The sequence below is a fragment of the Stagnimonas aquatica genome (assembly GCF_003730135.1).
Taxonomy (GTDB): domain Bacteria; phylum Pseudomonadota; class Gammaproteobacteria; order Nevskiales; family Nevskiaceae; genus Stagnimonas; species Stagnimonas aquatica.
The window spans coordinates 508,121-527,393 of the sequence record NZ_RJVO01000002.1 but is presented as its reverse complement, the minus strand read 5'-3'; the positions used below and the strand labels follow the sequence as shown (position 1 = coordinate 527,393).

Here is a 19,273-nt window from a genome sequence, read left to right as displayed (position 1 = left end):
CGTTCCAGGCTGTAGTTCCGATGAAACCCCATCTGCAAGACTTGCTGCGCGCGGCCCTGAATGCCGCCTGCGCCGAACTGGGTGCCGCCGCACCCGCCGCCAACATCGTCATCGACGCCACCAAGGACAAGGTGCACGGCGACTTCGCCAGCAACCTGGCGATGGTCTGCGCCAAGGGCCTGGGCCAGCCGCCGCGCAAGTTCGCGGAAGCCCTGGTGCGCCATCTGCCGGCCTCGCCGCGCGTCGCCAAGGTGGAGATCGCCGGGCCGGGGTTCATCAACTTCTTCCTTACCGGCGACGCGCTCAGCGCGCTGCTGCCAGAGATCCTCGCCGCCGGCGAGACCTGGGGGCAGGATCGCAGCGGTGCCAAGGGCAAGGTGATGGTGGAGTTCGTCTCCGCCAACCCGACCGGGCCGATGCACGTCGGCCACGGCCGTGGCGCCGCCTATGGCGACACCCTTGCCAACCTGCTCGCCGCCACCGGCTATGCGGTGCACCGCGAGTACTACATCAATGACGCCGGCCGGCAGGTGGACGTGCTCACCGTCAGTGTCTGGCTGCGCTATCTGGAAGCGGGCGGCGAGACGCTGAGCTTCCCCAAGCGCGGCTATCCGGCCGACTACATCCGCCGCTCGGCGGAGAGCATCCGCGCCGCCCACGGCGCGGCCTTCCAGCGCCCGGCCGCCGATCTCTACCGCGATCTGGCGCCGGAGCCGCAATTGCCCGAAGGCGCCGACGACAAGACCAAGGACGCCATCAAGCTCCAGCAGGAGGCCTATCTCGACCGCCTGATCGAGCGCGCCCGCGCCCTGCTCGGCGGCGAAGGCTATGCCCAGATCACCCGCGCCGCGCTGGACGACCAGCTGGCGGTGATCCGCGCCACCCTGGCGGCCTTCCACGTGCGCTTCGACCAGTGGTATTCGGAGCGCGCGCTGGTCGAGTCCGGCTTCGCCAAGACCGCCATCGAGCGCCTGCACACCGCCGGCTATGTCTACGAGAAGGACGGCGCCCAGTGGCTGAAGACCAGCGACTACGGCGACGAGAAGGACCGCGTGCTGTTCAAGGCCGACGGTGCCGCCACCTATTTCGCCAACGACCTCGCCTACCACGTCGACAAGCTCGACCGTGGCTATCCGCTGCTGGTGGATGTCTGGGGCGCCGATCATCACGGCTACATCGCCCGCGTGCGCGCCGCCATCGAGATGCTCACCCAGCGCAAGGACGCCCTGCATGTCGCGCTGATGCAGTTCGTGACGCTGTCCAGTGGCCGCATGGGCAAGCGCAGCGGCAACTTCGTCACTTTGCAGGATCTGATCGACGAGGTCGGCGCCGACGCCACCCGCTTCTTCTACCTGGCGCGCTCGCACGACCAGCATCTGGAATTCGACATCGACCTGGCGCGCAGCCAGAGCAATGACAACCCGGTGTACTACGTGCAGTACGCGCATGCGCGCATCTGCTCGGTGTTCCGCCAGCTTGCCGAGAAGGGCGGCACCTACGACCGCGACGCCGGCCTGGCCGCGCTCGCGCGCCTCGATACCGAGGAGGAAAAGAACCTGCTCACGGTGCTCGGCAAGTACCCGGAGTTGCTGCAGATCGCCGCCGGCAACCGCACCCCCCACACCCTGGCTTTCTACGTGCAGGACCTGGCGGCGGCGCTGCATGCCTACTACAACCAGCACAAGTTCCTGATCGACGACGCCGAGTTGCAGAACGCCCGGCTGGTGCTGATCGAGGCCACCCGCACCGTGCTGCGCGGCGCCCTCGGCCTGCTGGGCGTGGAACCGAAAGACTCGATGTGAGCCCGCGCATCGCCCGCGACTACGCCGACCGCCATCCGCGCAACGGCAGCCGCCGCAAGCCGGCGCGTGCGAGCGCGCGCAAGCCGCCTTCGCGTGGCGGCAAGGGCGGCAGGTCCGGGTTGCCGGCCTGGGCCTGGATGGTGCTGGGCCTGAGTCTGGGCCTGGTGGTTGCGGCGCTGGTCTACATCAGCCGCCCGGCCAAGCCCATGGACCTGGCGCCGAGCACGGCGGAAAAGGGCCAGCCCAAGACCATCGCGCTGCCGCCCAAGGAGCCCTCGCGCTTCGCCTTCTACGAGATGCTGCCCAGCTACGAGGTGGTGGTGCCGGACGAGGAGCTGAACCGTCCGGCGACCAAGCCGCCGCCCAGGCCGGCCACAGCGGTGGCGCCGGCCGATACCGCCACGCCGCCGCCCGCTGCTGCGGCGCAGTCGGCCACCGCTTCCACAGCCAGCCAGACACCGGCAGCCACGCCCGCCACCGCGCCCGGTGCCGCCGACCCGGCCGCCGCCCTGCAGGCCGCGCTGGCCGCCGAGGAGCGCAGCCGCAAGGCCAGCCCGCCGCCGGTGGTGGGCAAGGGCGAGCGCTACGTGATCCAGGTGGCCGCCTACCGCAACCGCGCCGACGCCGACCAGCAGCGCGCTGCGCTGGCCTTGCTTGGCCTGAGCGCGCGCGTGGAGCAGGTGACCATCGACCAGACCCAGACCTGGTATCGGGTCCGGCTCGGCCCCTACGGCGATCCGCAGGCGGCGCAAGCCGCGCAGCGCACGCTGAAGGGCCAGGGGCTGAACGGCGTGGTGATGAAGCTGCCGGGCTGAGCGCCGCCAGCGCCGGCTGCACTACCATCGGGCATCGGTCCCGTCGTGGCCCAGCCTGATCCCGGAGTCTTCATGCGTCTGCTGCCTGCCTGTCTGTTGCTGGGCTTCTTGCCCGTGCTGAGCCATGCCACCGAGGCGCCGGCGCGCGTCGAGCGCGGCAATCTGCTGATCGAGGGCATCCCCGAGATTCCCGCCGCGCTTTCCGAACGCCTCAACCGCTACCAGCAGGTGCGCGGCGCCAGCCTCGGCGGCTGGCTGCCGGACGGCAGCCTGCTGATCTCGACCCGCTTCGGCGAGACCGCGCAGGTACACCGGGTGAAGGCGCCCGGCGCCGCCCGCAGCCAGCTCACCTTCTATCCCGAGCCGGTCGGCGCCATGGCGCCACATCCCCGGCAGGCCGGTTTCGTGTTCGCCAAGGACAAGGGCGGCGACGAGTTCTTCCAGCTCTACTGGCAGGATCTCGCCAGCGGCGAGGCGCGGCTGCTCACCGACGGCAAGTCGCAGAACAGCGGCGCACTGTGGTCGGCCGACGGCAGCCTGCTGGCGCTGCGCACCACCCGCCGCAACGGCAAGGACACTGACCTGCATCTGCTCAAGTTCGGCGAGACCCAGAGCGTCCCCGTGCTGGAGCGCGAAGGCAGTTGGGCGGCGCTGGATTTCTCGCCCGACAATCGCCAGTTGCTGGTGCTGAAGTCGATCTCGATCAACGAGAGCGAGCTGTATCTGCTGGACCTCGCCAGCAAGGCGCTGACCCGCTTCCACGACCGCGAGCAGCCGCTGGCTTTCGGCGGCGCCAGGTTCGGCAAGGATGGCAAGGGCGTCTACTTCGTCAGCGACGAGGGCAGCGAGTTCATGCGCCTGCACTACCAGCGTCTGGATGGTGGCAAGACCGAGGTGCTGTCCGCCGACATCCCCTGGAACGTCGAGGAATTCGCGCTCTCTGCGGGCGGCAGCCGGCTGGCCTTCGTGAGCAACGAGGACGGCCTCGCCGCCCTGCACCTGATCGACCTCAAGAGCGGCCAGCGCATCGCCACCCCGAAGCTGCCGGCCGGCCAGATCGGCGGCATCGACTTCGATCCGCGCGGCCGCCAGCTCGCCTTCTCGCTGGACCGCGCAACCGCGCCCAGCGATGTCTACAGCTTCCGCATCGGTGAAAAGACGCTGAGCCGCTGGACCGAGAGCGAGGTCGGCGGCCTCAATACCGCCGACTTCATCGAGCCGCAGTTGATCCGCTACCCGAGCTTCGACGGCCGCAGCATCCCGGCCTTCGTCTACAAGCCGAAGCTGGCGGCGGGCGCCAAGGCGCCGGTGATCGTCAGCATCCACGGTGGCCCGGAGGCGCAGGCGCTGCCGACCTTCTCGCCGGTCAGCCAGTACTACCTGAAGGAGCTGGGCATCGCCGTCATCACCCCCAACGTGCGCGGCAGCGACGGCTACGGCAAGAGCTATCTGAAGCTCGACAACGGCCTCAAGCGCAAGGATTCGGTGAAGGACATCGGCGCCCTGCTCGACTGGATCGCGCTGCAGCCCGACCTCGACGCCGGCCGGGTGCTGGTGATGGGCGGCAGCTACGGCGGCTACATGACCCTGGCCAGCATGGTCGACTACAACGACCGCCTGCGCGCCGGCGTCGATGTGGTCGGCATCTCCAACTTCGTCACCTTCCTCACCAACACCCAGGACTACCGCCGCGACCTGCGCCGCGTCGAGTACGGCGACGAGCGCATCCCCGAGATGCGCGCGTTCATGGAAGCGATCGCGCCGCTCAACAACGCCCAGAAGATCACCAAGCCGATGTTCGTCGTGCAGGGCCTCAACGACCCGCGCGTGCCGGCCAGCGAGGCCGAGCAGATGGTGGCGAAGATGCGCGGCAACGGCGGCGCCGTCTGGTATCTCGCCGCCAAGGACGAGGGCCACGGCTTCCGCAAGAAATCCAACCGCGACTACCAGACCGCCGCGACCGTGCTGTTTCTCCAGCAGACGCTGCTGGGCGAATGAGTCGGGCCGCGCGCACCGCCGGACGCGCTGGCGGGTCGCGGCCAAGCCGCTGGTGGTGGTCTGCCTTGCTCTGGCTGATCGTCAGCGCGCCGCCGCTGGCGCGGGCCGCCGAGAGTTGCCAGAGCTTCGTGGTTTCCGGCGAGGTCCGTGGCGGCGAGTCCTACCGGCGGATCGTCGGACCCGGGTTGGTCTTCGGCCTGTTGCCCAGTGGCGACGTCGGGGGAGGCTGGAGTTTCGCGATGGGCCCCAGCGACTCCGCCAAGGTCGGAGGGCTTGATTACATCGGCCTGGTGACGCCGCCCTATCGCAGCCGTCTGGCCACCAGCCTGGATACGAGTTACGGGGTGCTCGCGCAATCGGTGGTGGAGAAGCGGGAGATCGAATTCTGGTTTCTGCTGAATCGCGAAGACGCGGCCAAGGCCGGCTACGCGGTGGGGCAACTGATCTTTTCGAGCCCGGTGCAGAGCGAGGAACGGAGCCTGGAGCAGTTGCGTGCCCTGCCCAAGGGCAAAGGCGTTTTCCGTGTCATCGGCGGCGACGCCATCGCCGGCGTCGCGGCTCCGGGCCAGCCCTTGCCGCCGGACCCCGGCTATCCCGACGACGAGACGCTCGAACGCCTTTACGGCCGCATCGAGCGCATCGCCTTCGAGGTTCGTCTGACCGTGCCGAAGGGCTATCGCGTCCCCGAGACGTTCTCCAGCCAGGCGGCTCCTTGTCCCGGTGCCTGGATTCTGTAGTCCGGCAGGCAGCCCTACAGCGACAGCTCCACCGCCGCGCCGATCAGCCGTGGCTCGCCGTAGCGCTTGGCCATGCGGCGGTTGCTGTCGGGGCCGGTCTCGAAGCGGTCTTGCAGATTGAGATCGTTGGTCAGGTTGCGGCCGTAGATCGACAGTCGTAACCGCTCGAACTGCCAACCGAGGCGCGCATTGAGCAGGGTCTTGGCGCCGACGCGGCTGTCGGCGCTGTTGCTGGCGCGGCCGTAGTAGGCGCCGTTGTGGGTGGCGGCGGCAAAGGCGAAGAAGCCGCCCAGCCGGTAGTGGGTGCCCAGGGTGCCGGTGAGCGGCGCCGCGTAGGGGAAGCTATTGCCGGCGTAGTTGTCGTCGCCATTGCTGAATTCGTCGAAGCGGCTGTGCAGCAGGCCCAGCGAGGCGAACGGTTCCAGGCCGCGCAGCCAGCGGCTGTCGAAAGGCTTCGCGCTCAGTTCGACCTCGGCGCCGTAGAGGTGCGAGCGGCCGGCGTTGGCGGTGGTGGTGTAGAAGCTGGCCTCGTCGCCGATCGTCACCTGCTGGTCCTTCCACTTGGTATAGAAGACGTTGGCGTTGAGCGCCGCGCGCCAGGTCGGTAGCGCCGAGCGCAGCGCCAGCTCCAGGGTCTGGGTGTATTCCGGGCCGTAATCGCTGCGGGTGCCGCCGAAGAAGCTCACCGAGGTGCCGCCGCTGCGATAGCCCTTCTGCCAGGTGAGCGCCAGGCGGTGGTCGCGGGCGAGCTGCCAGGCGAGGCCGAGCTTGGGCAGCCAGACCGGATTGCGGCTCTCGCCGCTGACGTCGTAGTCGGAGGGCACGGTATCCGGCAGCACCTGGCCGAGCAGATCGCTGGCGAACTCCGGCAGCGGCAGCACCAGCGGCAGGCCGACAGGCGCGGTGCTGAGCGCGTAGTCGAGTTGCGACACCTGCCGGCGCCGGCTGTCTTCGAGCTGGTAGCGCAGGCCGGCGGTGAGCGTCAGCCTGTCGGTAAAGCCCCAGTCGAATTCGCCGAAGCCCGCCACGGTTTCGATGGTCTGGTCGGAGAACTGGTAGCCCGACAGCAGCGCCAGGCCACCGCCGGTGGGGATGGGATCGACGGTCTCGTTGTAGGCGTACTGCTCGATGCGCGCCGCGTAGAGGCCAAACAGGCCGCGCAGGCGCTCGTCGGCCGTGTAGCGCAGGCGCAACTCCTGGCTGCGGTTGGCCTCCCGGTAGTCGTAGATCGCCGAACCGCCGTCGCGCTCGGTGCGGTCGTAGTCGGCAAAGCGATGGTCGTGGCCGGGCGCATAGCCGCTCACCGCCTCCAGCCGCAGCGTCTCGCCGAGATCCAGCGACTGTTGCAGGCTCCAGAGATTGCCGTCGTAGGTTTCGCTGTAGCGGATGTTGGCGGTCTCGCAGCGCTCGCAGGCGGTGGAGTCGTGCAGGTTGTCGCCGAACTCGTTGTTGGCGTGCGAGAGCGTCAGCAGCGCCCGGTAGCCGCTGTCCGGCGGCGTCAGCAGCAGCTTGAAGCGGTTGCTGGAGCTGTCCTCGCGGCCGGCGTCGTCGCTGCCCAGCGTGGTGTTGCGGATATTGCTGCGGAAGTAGCGGTCCTCGTGGCTGACGCGGAAGGCGAGCCAGTCGGGAATCAGGCCGCCGCCGAGTGCGAGCGCCTGCGACTCGCCGTCCAGCGAGGCGCGCTCGACGCGGGCCTTGGCGTCCCATGCCTGGCGCGGCGCGCGGGTGCTCATCACCACCGCGCCGGCCAGGGCGTTGCGGCCCTGGGTGGTGGACTGCGCGCCGCGCAGCACCTCGATCTGCTCGACATCGAACACCCCCAGCGGCCCGCCGAAATTGGCGGCGCGCTGAGGCAGGGCAACGCCATCGACGATCACGCTGATGGTCTCGCCCTCGCCGCCGAGGCCGTTTTGCGGCACGCCACGGATGGCGATCTCGCGGTCGCTGCCCATGCGTACCACGTTGCCGACCTGGCTCACCGCCTCCTGCAACTTGGCGTCGCCCTGCGCGGCGAGGTCGCGCGGGCGCAGGATCGCGGCGCTGGTCGCGGTCTCCGAGAGCTTGCGGCCGAGCTTCTCGCCGCTCACCACCACGGTTTCCAGTTGCACCGGGTTCAGCACCTGTTCGGCCTGGCCGGCATCGGCCTCGTCGGTGGGCAGGGTCTGCACCGGCAGGGTGGCGGTTTCGTCCTGCGCCCACAGCGGAGCCGGGGCGGCCAGGGCGAGGGAGAGCAGCAGGCGCGGAGTCTTGGACATGAAGGTCTGTAGGGAATGGTGTCGCGGCCAGCTTGGCCGCCGTGGGTGGAGGGGCGGGAGGATCAAAGCTGGAATTCCATCTGCATGCCGAAGGTGCGCGGCGCGCTGTAGCTGGCGTAGCCGCGCGCGCTGCTGGCGCCGGTGTAGCCCTTGGGGAACTGGTAGGTCTCGGTGACGAAGTCGGCGTTCAGCAGGTTGCGGCCGTAGAGGTACAGGCGCCAGCGCCGGTCTTCCAGGCCGATGCGGCCATCGAGCAGGGTGCGCGCCTCGCTGCGCTCGGTTTCGCTGTTGGCGGGGCTGGTGTAGCTCTTGCTCCGGGTCGAGAGGTTGAGCGCTGCCATCACGCCACGGTGACGCCAGACCGCGCCCAGGCTGCCGGTGGTGCGCGGCGCGAAGATGAACTGGTGGCCGCTGTAGTCGGCGCTGGAGGTCCGGTAGTCGAGGAACTCGGTGCTGGTGGTGCCGAGCGCCAGTTGCAGGCGCAGCGGCCGCAGCGGCCGCCAGCCCAGGCTGGCTTCGCCGCCGTGCAGCCGCGAGCGCGCCGCGTTCTCGGTGACGTAGAAGCGCCCGCGCAGCACCGGCACCTGTTGGTCGCGCCATTCGGTGTAGAAGAGATTGGTCGCGAAGTCGAAGCGCGCGTAGTCGGCACGCAGGCCAAGCTCGTAGTTCTGCGTGTACTCGGGGTCGTAGGGCAGCGATTCGCCGGTTTCGGTATCGACATCGACGCCGCCGGCGCGATAGGCCTCGGTGTAGCTGGTGAACAGCGACCAGGCGGGCGCGAAGGCCCAGCGCAGGCCGAGCTTGGGCAGCAGCGCCGAATACTGGGTGTGGCCGCGCTGCTCGCCGCCGGTGTCGGGCAGTACCCCGGGGATCTGGATCAGTAGCGGCCGTACGTCGATGCCGGGTTGCAGGGCCAGCAACTGCTCCAGCAGCGGGCCGGCCAGCGGTACGCTGGCAAGGCCCTCGGGGGCGGCGATCATCGCTTCGGCGCGCGAGGTGCTGCTTTCGCTGACGCTCGTCAGCGTCTCGCGGTCGTAGCGCAGCCCGAGGGTGGCGGTGAGCCGCCAGGGCAGCTTGATGTCGAACTCGGCGAAGCCGGCGAGATTGCGGGCGTCCTTGTTGGCCTGGTTGCTGAAGTCGAGTTCGACGCCGACCAGCTCGCCCAGCACCGGTAGCGGAATGCCGGTGGCTTCCGGCAGGGTCACGAAGACCTTGTCGGAGTAGTAGATGTTGTGGTCGCGGAAGCGGCCGGCGTAGACGCCGATCACGCCGGTCAGCGGCCCCACGTCCTTGAGGTTGAGCCGCAGCTCCTGCGTGGTGTTGCGGCCGTGGCTGTAGACCTGGTTCTCGCCGCCGTCTTCGGCCAGGCCGTCGAAGTCGCGGATGTAGTCCTGCTGGGTGCGCATGTAGGCGCTGAGCGCGGTCAGCGTCCAGCCCTCGGCGAAACGCCAGCGGTTGCGCCAGGAGGCCAGCCCGCCACGGCTGAGGTCGTAGCTGGGCACGCTCACGGTGCTGGTGCGGCGCTGCGCCGGATCGCTGCCGGCTTCGCCGGACTCGATGTTGTAGTCGGGCTGGCCGCTGTAGCGGTCGCCGCCGACGGTGAGCAGGCTGTCGAAGCGGTCCATCGGCGTCCAGGCGAGTTTGGCGCGGCCCAGGCTCTTCTGGCTGCGCGCGAAGTCGCGGTTGCCATCGGGCAGATGGGTGACGAAGCCGTCGTCGTTCTCGAAGCTGCCGAGCAGGCGGAAGGCGAGCGTTTCCGATAGCGGCCCGCCGCCGGCCGCCGCGAACTCTCGGCCATCGCGCTGGGCCAGGCCCAGACGGGTGCGCAGCTCCCAGTCGCGGGTCGGCTCGCGGGTGTTGACGACGATGGCGCCGGCCAGCGCATTGCGGCCCTGGCTGGTGGACTGCGCGCCGCGCAGCACCTCCACCTGCTCGACATCGAACAGTTCGTCGGCCGCGCCCTGCTGCGAGGTACGGTCCAGGGTCACGCCATCGACCTGCACGCTGATCAGCGGCGCGCCGGTGCCGCCTGCAGCGCCGGCCTGGCCGATGCCACGGATCGAGAAATTGCCTTCTTCGTTCGCCGTGGTGTTGGCGGCTCGGCGCAGCAGATCGCCGAGGTTGGCGTCGCCCATGTCCTCGATGTTCTTGCCGCCGTAGACGCTGACCGAGGTGGTGGTTTCCGAGAGCTTGCGGCCGAGCTTCTCGCCGCGCACCACCACGGTATCGAGCTGCACGGCGCTGGCGTCGCGCTCGGCGCTGGCCGGCGCTTGCGACGGCGGCAGCGCCTGCACCGGGATGGCGGCGAGCGGTTCCGGCGCGGCGTTCTGTGCGCCGACGGGCAGGGCGAGCAACAGTGTTGCGGCGAGCAGGCCCGCGCGCGGGAGAGACGAAGTCAGGATGGACATGGCGGTCTTCAGGCTCTACGGCGCAGCGCCCAGGCCAGCGCCGACAGCGCCCCCCAGATCAGCGGCAGGCCGGCCCACATCGGGCGGAAGTCGAACTGCGCGGTGGCGCGCACCGCCGGCTCGCTGTGCCGCGACTCGTAGTGGCCGGCGTACACCGATATGGCGACGACGGCGAGCGTCGGCAGCAGCGCGACCAGCGCCCAGCCAGTCTCGCCGCGACGGCGGAAATGCCAGGCCAGCAGCGCGCAGGCGGCGGCCAGGGCGAGAAAGCCGAGCAAGCCGAACAGACTGTGCAGCAGTGCGTGGGTGCTGGCCTGGTGGTAGGCCGGCAGGCCGGCCGGAGTGTCCGGGCCGGGTGGGAAGCCGAAGGCCGGATCGGTGCTGAACAGGCCCACCCCGACGTGCGAAAGCGCGAACACCGCCATCAGCCAGGCGGCCCAGCGGCCGCCGGGCTGGTTCCGCAGCGCGCGATGCAGCCCGAGCGCGAAGGCCAGCATCAGCACGCCGGCGACGACGAAGTTGAGCGCTTGCATCCAGCCGCCGTCGCCGAGCGCGAGCTGGCTGCTGGCGTGGCGCTGCCAGTCGAAACCCTCGCGGGTCGCGGCCAGGGTGAATTCGACCGCGAGTACCAGCGGCCCGGCGAGGATGCCGGCGGCGAGCAGGCGGTGGGTGAGGGCTTGGTGCATGGTGGCGGTGATCGGCGCAAGACGGGTTTAGCGAAACTGGAAGTCGAGCCCGGCCGACAGCCGCCGGCCGGCGCCGAGGCTGACCACATCGACCTTGCTGAAGGAGTAGCCGTTGGCGTCCTTGCGGTAATGCGTGTCGGCGAGGTTGCTGCCGGCGAGGAACAGGCCGACCGGGCCGCGCTGCCAGCGCAGCGCCAGGTTGATCAACTGGTAGGCCGGCAGCTCGTACGCGGCGGTGTTCTCGGAATCGCCGGCGGCGCGGCCGCTCCACTGCATGTCCGGACGGATCAGCAGACCGGGCAGCGGCATCCATTCCAGCGCCAGCGTGGCGGAATACGCGGGCGCCTTCGGCAGCCGGTGGCCGGAGAGATCGACGTTGTCACTGGTCTGCACGCCCTCGCCGAAGCGGCCGTGGGTGAGGCCGACGCCGCCGATCAGCCGCAGGGGGCGCAGCGGCCGCCAGCGCAGCTCCAGCTCGCCGCCCCGGATCTGCGCCGGGCCGGCATTGCCCATGTAGTTGTCGGTGCCGCTGCCCTGCTGGATCTGCAGGTCCTCCCAGCGGGTGCGGAACAGATTGAGCGCGGCTTCCAGCTTCCAGGGGCGGTGGCGGCCCTTGAGCGAGAGTTCGTAGTTGCGGGTGCGCTCGGACTCGAAGCGGAAGTGGCGGCCGGAGACCTGGTTGTAGCCGTCGCCGCCCGGCCGGTAGCCCTCGGCGTAAGCAGCGCCGAGATACCAGTCGTCGATCAGCTCGTAGCGCGCCGCCAGCTTGGGCAGAAACTCCGAGAACTGCCGCGACACCGGAATGTTGACGTCATTGGGCAGCACGCCGGCGCCGCCGAGCAGCGCCACCGCCAGGCTCGCGGTCGGGCTGTCGCCCCGGTAGTTGCTGGTGATGACGCGGCGGTTGCGCTCCTGGTCGAGGCGGGCGCCGGCGGTGAGCGTGAGGCCTGGCGTCAGCGCCCAGTCCAGTTCGCCGAACACCGCCATGTCTTCCACCCGCGTCGGCGACGTGGCCTCGAACAGGATGTTGCCCAGCGGCGCCGCGCAGACCAGTTGCAGGCCGCAGGCGCCGGCGATTTCGAGCAGGGCGTTGACGTTGATGAAGCCGCTCTGGTCGTCGCGGTTGCGGTCCCGGTAGTAGTAGGCGCCGAAGCTGGCCTGCACACGCTCGCCGGCGTAGTCGGCGCGCAGCTCCTGCGAATAGGCACGGGCGTTTTCCTGCTGCTCGGTGGCGTTCTGCGCCTCGGCGGTGTAGTCGCCGTCGAAGCGGCTGTGGGTGTCGGATTCGACATAGGCGCTGATCGCCCGCAGCCGCCAGGTTTCGCTGAGGCTCAGCCGCTGTTCCAGCGAGTACAGCCAGGCCCGGTTGCGGTAGTCCTGCGGGGCGTCGCTGAGCGCAGTGCGACTGTGCTCCTCGCTCATCGGCACGTAGCTGCTGCCCTGGCTGCGGCGCAGTTCGCTGACCCCGGCCATTGCCTGGTAACGACCGCCGTCGCCGCCGGGTCGCCAGTTCAGGCGCAGCCGCAGGCTGTCGCTGCGCTGCCGCGCCCAGTCGCGCTCGTCACGGGTGGCGTTGAAACTGTCGCCATCGTCCTGGCGATGGTCGTAGACCAGTCGCGCCGCCAGCGCCTCGGGCCAGAGGGTGGCGCCGAGCGCGCCGGCGTACTGCCGCGCCTGCGCACTGCCGGCGCTGATCCGCCCACGCAGCTCCGGCGAGAAACTCTCTTCCGGTTCCGGCACCCGGGTGTTGAGGATCACCGCGCCCGCCATCGCATTGCGGCCCTGGCTGGTGGACTGCGGCCCGCGCAGGATCTCCACCGAATCGAGATCGAAGGCCGAGAGGTCGGCATAGCTCAGCGCCGAACGTGGCAGGCCGACGCCGTCGAGCACCACCGCCGAGGCGGTGCCGTAGGCGGCGTAGGCGCCGGAGCCGCTGGCGCCGTAGCTGCCGATGCCGCGCAGGGTCATGCCGCCGACGCCGTAGTCGCTGTCGTCGAGGCTGGCGTTGGGCGTGGCGCGGATCAGGTCGTAGACATCTTCCGCCGTGCCGCGCTCGATCTCGGCGCCGGTATGCACGGCGACGCTGCTGGTGGTTCTGCTGATGTCGCGCTTGAGCAGCTCGCCGGTGACGGTGACCCGCTCCAGCTCCACCACTTGCGGCTGTTCGCCGGGCGTCGCCTGCCCGGCCTCGGGCAAGCTCTGCACCGGCAGGGTGCCGACGGTCTCCTGCGCCGGCGCGGCGGTCGCTGCCAGCAGCAGCACGGCCCCGGCAATCCGTTCGCGCTTCATGGGGTGGTCGCCGCTGGCAGGGCGCCGTCGCGCAGGGTCTGGCCCAGCATCCGCGCCGTTTCGGTGGCGGCGCGCTCGGCCTCGGCGACCACGCCGGAGAACTGCAGGAAGCTGTGGGTCAGCGGGCCGTAGTGCAGGTCCGCCACCGGCACGCCGTCGGCAGCGAGTCGCGCCGCGAAGGCGCGGCCGGAGTCGCGCAGGATGTCGAAGCCGCCGGTGGCGACGAGGGTCGGCGGAAAGCCGTGCAGGCTGGGCGCCTTGTGCAGCGGGTCCATCAGCGCGTCGGCCTGGTCCGGGCGGGTGTAGCCCTGGAACACGCGCGGCAGGAGGAAATCGATGAAGCTGGCGTCGAGGCCGTAGCCCACCGCGAACCGCTGCATCGAGCCGCTGCGTTCGGGCAGGCCGGTGCCGGGGTAGTAGAGCAGCAGGGCACGCGGCAGCGGTCGCCCGGCGGCGAGCTGGCGCTGCACGGTGTTGATCGCGACATGGCCGCCGGCGCTGTCGCCGCCGACCGCGACCTGGTCGGGATCGCCGCCCAGCGTCCTGGCGTGGGCGAGCGCCCAGCGGTAGGCGTCCTCGCCGTCGTCGCTGGCGGCCGGGTAGGGGTGCTCCGGCGCCAGCCGGTAATCCACCGAGATCACGATCACCCGCGCCTCGTTGGCGAGCAGGCGCACCGCGCGGTCGAGAGCGGCGACGCTGGCAAACAGCCAGCCACCGCCGTGGCAGTAGACCAGCACTGGCAGTGGCTCCGTCGTCGCCGCTTGCGGAACGTAGATACGAACCGCCACCGGGCCATCGCGGCCGGGAATCTCGCGGTCCTCGACACTGCGCATCGGCGCCGTGACCTTGGTGTAGAGCTGCCACTCGCGGTCGATGGCGTTGCGCACCCAGCGCCGGCCGGCCGGGGTGGCGAAGATCAGCGGCATGGCCGGCGCCAGCCATTGCGAGACCGGCCGCATCTGCTCGGCGAGGTATTGCAGCTTCGGGTCCAGGGTCTGGCCATCGGCGACCTCCCGTGGCCCTTGCAGTTGCCCGAGGAACCAGGACTCCGGCTGCTGGAACAGAGCCAGCTTCTCCAGCTCGGCCGGCGTTGGCTCGAAGGCCGGCTGCGGGCGCGCAGGCAGGCTGTAACCGGTCCAGAGCAGGGCGCCGGCCAGCAGGCAGATGGCCAAGGCGGCCAGCGCGGCAACAAGGCGGCGGCGCCGGTTCACGCGCCGGCTCCGGCGCGCAGTGGGGCCGCGCCGGCAAAGCGGGCGGCTGGACGGGGGCAATCGCTGGCAGTACGGGACAGGGTGCGCATGGCGGGTCGTCGGTGCGGGGCGCTGGCGACCGCGCGTGGCGGGCTGGCGAGGAGGAATCAGTCGGCGTCGCCGCCGCCGGGGTCGCTGGCCGGTGCCAGCGCCTGGGTCAGCGCCCAGCCCAGGCTGCCGCTCAAGCCCAGCCAGATCAGCAGGGCCGGCCAGAGTCCCAGCAGGGCCAGCAGCAGGCCGGGCAGGGGTGCCAGCCAGCCGAGCAGACGGCGCCGGCCGCGCGGCAGCGGCCGGACTCCGGTGGCGGTGCCACTGCGCAGGCGCTTGGGGTCGCGCCAGGCCAGCAGCGCGAGCAGGGCGGCAGTCGGCAGCAGAGCGGCGAGGGTGGCGACGAGGGTGCTCATGCCTGCTCCGCCGTGGTCGGGGCGCTGGCTGGCGTGGTCTCCGCTCCGGCCTGCGCGCCGCGCCGGGCGAAATGCAGGCAGAGCAGGCCGGCCAGCAGCAAGGCCAGTTCCACCGACAGCAGGCTGGTCTGGCCTTGTTGCCAGGCGCTGGCCCAGCCGGGTCCGCCGCCGACCAGTCGCGCTAGCGGCAGGCCGAGCAGGGCGAGGCCGGTGGCAGCGAGCAGGCCACGGCGCAGGCGGTCGAGGTCGCGAGCCAGCAGGCTGGCGAGGATCACCAGCGCCGACACCAGCAGGAACAGCAGGCCCTGGGTATCCAGCGGATGCCAGGCCCCCTCGCGCGGCAGCAGGAACCAGGCATAGGGCGCTGCCGCCAGCGCCAGCGGCAGGCCGTAGCCAACCGCGTGTATGCCGCGATTCATCCACCGCCAGTTGCGCTGCTCGTCACGCCGGCGGGTCCACAGCAGCAGGCCGGTGAGCGTCACGTAGGCGCCGGCGAAGCCCAGCGCGAACCAGGCGCTCTTCGACAGCACGCCGGCGAAGTTGCCGAAGTGCAGGGGGCTCATCAGCAGCACCAGGTCGTTGCCCAGTGAGGGCGTGTGGCCGAGGAAGGGCTGTTCGCGCAGGAAGCCGCCGCTGGGCAGGCTGTAGAGCAGGATGTCGCCGATCAGCCCGCCCTCGCGCGGCGCCAGCTGCACATTGGCCCAGCCGTCGGCGCGGCCCCAGTGCTGGAGTTGCGCGAAGGCGATGTCGCCGCCACCGCCGCGCTGGCGGGCGTCGGCCAGCAACTGGTCGAGATTGCTGGCGGCGGCCGGGGTGGCGTCCTCGGGCAGCTTCTTGGCGGTGAGCGCCTCGGTGGCGGCTTCGACATCGCCATTGAAGGCCACCATCGCCATCGCCGGCACGCCCACCGTGGTGGCGAAGCTGAAGAAGCTGCCGGTGAAGGCGAGCAGGAAGGCGAACGGCAGGTTCCAGGTGCCGGCGGTGACGTGCAGGTCGCGCGCGGTGAGCAGGCCACGGCGGCGGCGCAGCGTGAAGATTTCCTTGAACAGATGCCGGTGCAGGAACAGGCCGCTGATCGCCGCCACCATCATCATCAGGCCCAGGGTGCCGGTGAGCAGCAGGCCCCAGGGATTGGGCAGGTGCAGGCGCACGTGCAGGTCCACCAGAAATTCGGCGACGGCGTTGCTGCGGCGGCCGGCGCCGATGTCCTCCACCAGGCCGTCCTGGCGCGACAGCACCGCCAGGCTGTTCGGGTCCAGCTCGAATTCGGTGCCGCGTTCGAGGTGCTGTCCGTCGGCGCCGGTTTCGTGGGAATGGAACAGCAGGTGCCAGCGCTTGCCGGCGCTGGGGAACAGCAGGATTTCCTCGTGGTGTCGCGGGTCCACCTGCGCCGCCAGTTCGCGGAAGCGGGCGTCGAATCCGGCCGGCAGCGTCGCCGGCGCTGGCTGCGCCAGCGGGTTGGCCCAATCGCCGATCTCCTCGGCGAACACCGCCGCCACGCCGGTGCAGATCACCGCGTACAGCAGCAGGCCCAGCAGCACGCCGGACCAGCCGTGCACCGCCAGCAGCGACTGGGTTTGTTGCTTGGGCAGCTTGATCATGCGCCACCCGCCTTGGCCGCCAGCACATGGGCGAGGATCAGGCCGAGTTGCAGCAGCGCCGCACCACCGACCACCGCGTAGCCGCGCGGCAGCCGGGGGTCGAGGCAGGCGTAGAGAAACCAGCCGGCCCAGAGCAGCGGGAACACCAGCACCGGCAGCACCAGATGGTCGAGGCCGGCCGCGCCCTCGGGCAGCCAGAGTGCGCCCGCCATCATGGTCAGCAAGGCCGCCAGCAGGGCCAGCGGCCCGGCCAGCAGGCCGCGCAGCCAGGCGCGGCGACGGGTGGTAGGGGCGGCGTCGGGCATGAGACTCGGTTCGGTTGCGGTGCGGGCGGCCGCGCGTGGTGGGAGATGTTGTCGGCAAATGATATGTGTTCGCATTTGAGAACGCTAGCCATTAGGCTTTGATCTCCGCCAGCGCGCCGCCAGCGATTTCCCACCGCCTCTCCCTGGAGAAACCGCGCATGGTTCCGCTGAAGCCCCTGCCTTTGCATTCTTCCGTTCCCGTTCCATCGCCAGTCGATGGCTGTCGCCACTGTCCTGGCTGCAAGCGGGCGGGGACCGCTGCCGCCGGGCGTTGCGGTCCCGCCCGGGACGCCGCCAGGGCGCGCGAGGGGCAAGGGCGATGAGTTTCGAGGCGAGGGAGGACGTCGATCCCCCGGCCGGCCAGGCGCGCGAGCCCGAGCCAGTCGAGCGCCCGCGTCCCTCGCCGCGCCTGCTCAAGGTGCGGCGACTGATCGAGCGCTGCTACGCCGATCCGCTCAGCCCCGGCCGCATGGCGCGCTACGCCGGCTTCACCGCCACCGAGCTGCGCCGGCAGTTCGAGGTCTGCTTCGGCACCACGCCCGAGGCCTACCTGATCGCCTGCCGCATGCGCGCCGCCGATCACCTGCGCAGCCAGGGGCGGGCCGAGGTCGATATCGCGATGCTGGTGGGCTACAGCAGCTACCGGCGCTATCTCGGCGACTGCCAGCGGCACGAGCGGGCGCGCCGGGCTGCGGCGGGCGTCGCGGCGATGCGCGAGCGGCTGGGCGGCTGAGTGCTGCGCCTGCCAATCGCAGTTGCCGGCGGTCTTTGATGAGAATGATTTGCGTTTGGTGGCCGCCCGGGGTAGGGTTGGCTTCGCCAGCGACTACAGCGCCTCCGCGCTTGCCAGCGTCCCCACGCAAGGCCCGGTCGCGGGCAAGGAGTGCAACATGGAACTGGCTCTCTTCCTCACCGTCGATGTCCTCGCCAGCATCGCCCTGGCCGCCTGGTTGGGCGCCAACACCGGCGGCGGTCATTCCGACTGGGATCGCTGACCGGCAGACCCGGGCGGCCGGACCGACGAAATATTTCGCCCGTAGCGGTCCGCCGGGCTCGCCTTGGCTTGCGATTTGCTGTCCAATGCCGCGCCCCTGGCTGCTATCGGGTGCGCAGCAGTACAGCAGATGCACGCAGGAGAGCGGTGGCGCCGCCAGGCGCTGCCCACCGAAGGCGCAAACTCCCATGAACGCTCAGGTCCAGTGACTGCGGGTATCGACATCGCCGTCTGAAGAGCGACCCGTGGCACAACGGCACGGGTCCGCCGACGGAGCAACGCCACCCTCGTGGTGACGGAAACTCTCAGGCATCCGGGACAGGGGGAGCGGCGCAACGCGGGGTCCATGGCGGACTCCTGGCGCCGCTAGTCCCGTTGCTTTTGGAGTGTTCGCATGAAAGTCATCGTCTTGGGTGCCGGCGTGGTCGGCATCAACACCGCGTACTACCTGCAGAGCCAGGGCCACGAAGTCACCGTGGTGGATCGTCAGGCGCAGCCCGGCGCCGAAACCAGCTTCGCCAACGGCGGCCAGATCTCGGTCAGCCACGCCGAGCCCTGGGCCAATCCCGGCGCGCCGCTCAAGGTGCTGCAATGGCTGGCCAAGGAGGACGCGCCGCTGCTGTTCCGCCTGCGCGCCGATCTGCGCCAGTGGCTCTGGGGCTTGAGCTTCATGATCGAGTGCCTGCCCTCGCGCACCCGCCACAACATCGCCCAGATGGTGCGGCTGGGCACCTACAGCCGCGAGTCGCTGCAGGCGCTGCGCGCCGAAACCGGCATCGACTACGAGCAGCGCACCCAGGGCATCCTGCACTTCTACACCAGCGCCAAGGAGTTCGACGCCGCCATCGGCCCCACCGAGCAGATGCGCGCGCTCGGCTGCGACCGCCGGCTGATCAGCGCCGACGAGGCGCTGGCCCTGGAGCCGGCGCTGCGCCACATCCATCCGCAGCTGGCTGGCGCCACCTACACGGCGGCGGACGAGTCCGGCAACGCGCTGATGTTCACCCGCAAGCTGGCCTCGCTGTGCGCCGAGCGCGGCGTACAGTTTTTGATGAACCACCAGATCACCGCCCTGCGCAGCGCCGGCGGCGAGCTGGACTACGTCGAGGCCATCGACGGCGAGGGCCGCTTCACCCAGCTCAAGGCCGATGCCTACGTGCTCTCGCTGGGCAGCTTCAGCCCGCTGCTGGCGGAGACCGCCGGCCTGCGCCTGAACATCTACCCGGCCAAGGGCTACTCGGTGACCATGCCGGTGCGCGACGCCTCGCTGGCGCACGAGGTTTCGCTCACCGACGACGAGTACAAGCTGGTGTTCTCGCGCCTGGGCGACAAGCTGCGCATCGCCGGCACCGCCGAGCTCAACGGCTACGACCGCGAGCTCAACCCGGTGCGCTGCCAGGCCATCGTCCGCCGCGTCGAGCAGCTGTTCCCCGGTGCGGGCGACGCCAGCCAGGCCCAGTTCTGGTGCGGCCTGCGCCCGGCCACGCCCTCCAATGTGCCCTACATCGGCAAGAGCAAGCTCGGCCGGCTCTACCTCAACACCGGCCACGGCACCCTGGGCTGGACCCACGGCTGCGGCTCCGGCCGTGCGCTGGCGGACATCGTTTCTGGTCGCAAGCCGGAAGTGGACTTCGCCTTCACCGGCCAGTAGTCGCGTCTCTTCGCGTCACCACGAGCCCGCGCCGATCACCGTCGGCGCGGGTTTTGTATAAACCCTGGTGTGCGCCGC

At 70.3% G+C, this 19,273-nt stretch carries 14 protein-coding genes and 1 riboswitch; of the genes, 6 read left to right on the top strand and 8 right to left on the bottom strand.

Annotated features, from left to right (window positions below; translation table 11 throughout):
* Nucleotides 1-20: 20 nt before the first annotated feature.
* From argS to ED208_RS06855, 4 genes are all read left to right on the top strand, one after another.
* The gene (gene argS, locus ED208_RS06870) at nt 21-1,802 is read left to right on the top strand and encodes an arginine--tRNA ligase (RefSeq protein WP_123211127.1); all 1,782 of its coding nucleotides are present in this window, start codon (nt 21-23) and stop codon (nt 1,800-1,802) included.
* Nucleotides 1,799-2,617 (top strand): SPOR domain-containing protein, encoded by an 819-nt coding sequence (locus ED208_RS06865; protein WP_123211126.1) that lies wholly within the window; start codon nt 1,799-1,801, stop codon nt 2,615-2,617. The genes argS and ED208_RS06865 overlap by 4 nt, the downstream gene beginning before the upstream one ends.
* Before the next feature lie 72 nt (nt 2,618-2,689).
* Nucleotides 2,690-4,615, top strand: a complete 1,926-nt coding sequence (locus tag ED208_RS06860; protein WP_199720530.1) for a S9 family peptidase — start codon at nt 2,690-2,692, stop codon at nt 4,613-4,615.
* A gap of 65 nt (nt 4,616-4,680) precedes the next feature.
* Nucleotides 4,681-5,352, top strand: a complete 672-nt coding sequence (locus tag ED208_RS06855) for a hypothetical protein (protein ID WP_123211125.1) — start codon at nt 4,681-4,683, stop codon at nt 5,350-5,352.
* 14 nt (nt 5,353-5,366) lie between these two features.
* Here the strand turns inward: ED208_RS06855 and ED208_RS06850 are convergent, their stop codons facing one another.
* The 8 genes from ED208_RS06850 to ED208_RS06815 all read right to left on the bottom strand — a co-directional run bounded on the left by ED208_RS06850 (nt 5,367) and on the right by ED208_RS06815 (nt 16,550).
* Complete coding sequence (locus ED208_RS06850; protein WP_123211124.1) at nt 5,367-7,607, bottom strand: TonB-dependent receptor; 2,241 nt, start codon at nt 7,605-7,607, stop codon at nt 5,367-5,369.
* Nucleotides 7,608-7,669: 62 nt separating this feature from the next.
* Complete coding sequence (locus ED208_RS06845; RefSeq protein ID WP_123211123.1) at nt 7,670-10,015, bottom strand: TonB-dependent receptor; 2,346 nt, start codon at nt 10,013-10,015, stop codon at nt 7,670-7,672.
* A gap of 8 nt (nt 10,016-10,023) precedes the next feature.
* Nucleotides 10,024-10,701, bottom strand: a complete 678-nt coding sequence (locus tag ED208_RS06840; protein ID WP_123211122.1) for a DUF998 domain-containing protein — start codon at nt 10,699-10,701, stop codon at nt 10,024-10,026.
* A gap of 27 nt (nt 10,702-10,728) precedes the next feature.
* A complete protein-coding gene (locus ED208_RS06835) occupies nt 10,729-12,990 on the bottom strand; it encodes a TonB-dependent receptor (protein WP_123211121.1) in 2,262 nt (753 codons plus the stop codon).
* Nucleotides 12,987-14,201: an alpha/beta hydrolase gene (locus ED208_RS06830; protein WP_123211120.1), complete on the bottom strand. Its 1,215-nt coding sequence runs from the start codon at nt 14,199-14,201 to the stop codon at nt 12,987-12,989. Before ED208_RS06830 ends, ED208_RS06835 begins: the two co-directional genes overlap by 4 nt.
* 146 nt (nt 14,202-14,347) lie before the next feature.
* Entirely contained in the window at nt 14,348-14,644 is a 297-nt protein-coding gene (locus tag ED208_RS06825; protein WP_123211119.1) for a hypothetical protein, read from the bottom strand.
* Nucleotides 14,641-16,245 carry a PepSY-associated TM helix domain-containing protein gene (locus ED208_RS06820; RefSeq protein WP_123211118.1) on the bottom strand — a complete coding sequence of 535 codons (1,605 nt, stop codon included), beginning with the start codon at nt 16,243-16,245 and terminating at the stop codon, nt 14,641-14,643. Before ED208_RS06820 ends, ED208_RS06825 begins: the two co-directional genes overlap by 4 nt.
* Nucleotides 16,242-16,550 (bottom strand): hypothetical protein, encoded by a 309-nt coding sequence (locus ED208_RS06815; RefSeq protein ID WP_123211117.1) that lies wholly within the window; start codon nt 16,548-16,550, stop codon nt 16,242-16,244. The genes ED208_RS06820 and ED208_RS06815 overlap by 4 nt, the downstream gene beginning before the upstream one ends.
* Before the next feature lie 319 nt (nt 16,551-16,869).
* Between ED208_RS06815 and ED208_RS06810 the strand changes: the two genes are divergently transcribed.
* Nucleotides 16,870-17,283: a helix-turn-helix domain-containing protein gene (locus ED208_RS06810; RefSeq protein WP_123211116.1), complete on the top strand. Its 414-nt coding sequence runs from the start codon at nt 16,870-16,872 to the stop codon at nt 17,281-17,283.
* 388 nt (nt 17,284-17,671) lie between these two features.
* Nucleotides 17,672-17,766, top strand: a riboswitch (glycine riboswitch).
* A gap of 172 nt (nt 17,767-17,938) precedes the next feature.
* Nucleotides 17,939-19,195 carry a D-amino acid dehydrogenase gene (locus ED208_RS06800; RefSeq protein ID WP_123211114.1) on the top strand — a complete coding sequence of 419 codons (1,257 nt, stop codon included), beginning with the start codon at nt 17,939-17,941 and terminating at the stop codon, nt 19,193-19,195.
* Nucleotides 19,196-19,273: the final 78 nt, after the last annotated feature.

What these genes read in the sequence shown, in the direction of transcription:
- argS (WP_123211127.1), top strand. Translation starts at nt 21, where the DNA reads ATGAAACCCCATCTGCAAGACTTGCTGCGCGCGGCCCTGAATGCCGCC.
- ED208_RS06860 (WP_199720530.1), top strand. Translation starts at nt 2,690, where the DNA reads ATGCGTCTGCTGCCTGCCTGTCTGTTGCTGGGCTTCTTGCCCGTGCTG.
- ED208_RS06850 (WP_123211124.1), bottom strand. Translation starts at nt 7,607, where the DNA reads ATGTCCAAGACTCCGCGCCTGCTGCTCTCCCTCGCCCTGGCCGCCCCG.
- ED208_RS06845 (WP_123211123.1), bottom strand. Translation starts at nt 10,015, where the DNA reads ATGTCCATCCTGACTTCGTCTCTCCCGCGCGCGGGCCTGCTCGCCGCA.
- ED208_RS06840 (WP_123211122.1), bottom strand. Translation starts at nt 10,701, where the DNA reads ATGCACCAAGCCCTCACCCACCGCCTGCTCGCCGCCGGCATCCTCGCC.
- ED208_RS06835 (WP_123211121.1), bottom strand. Translation starts at nt 12,990, where the DNA reads ATGAAGCGCGAACGGATTGCCGGGGCCGTGCTGCTGCTGGCAGCGACC.
- ED208_RS06825 (WP_123211119.1), bottom strand. Translation starts at nt 14,644, where the DNA reads ATGAGCACCCTCGTCGCCACCCTCGCCGCTCTGCTGCCGACTGCCGCC.
- ED208_RS06820 (WP_123211118.1), bottom strand. Translation starts at nt 16,245, where the DNA reads ATGATCAAGCTGCCCAAGCAACAAACCCAGTCGCTGCTGGCGGTGCAC.
- ED208_RS06815 (WP_123211117.1), bottom strand. Translation starts at nt 16,550, where the DNA reads ATGCCCGACGCCGCCCCTACCACCCGTCGCCGCGCCTGGCTGCGCGGC.
- ED208_RS06810 (WP_123211116.1), top strand. Translation starts at nt 16,870, where the DNA reads ATGAGTTTCGAGGCGAGGGAGGACGTCGATCCCCCGGCCGGCCAGGCG.
- ED208_RS06800 (WP_123211114.1), top strand. Translation starts at nt 17,939, where the DNA reads ATGAAAGTCATCGTCTTGGGTGCCGGCGTGGTCGGCATCAACACCGCG.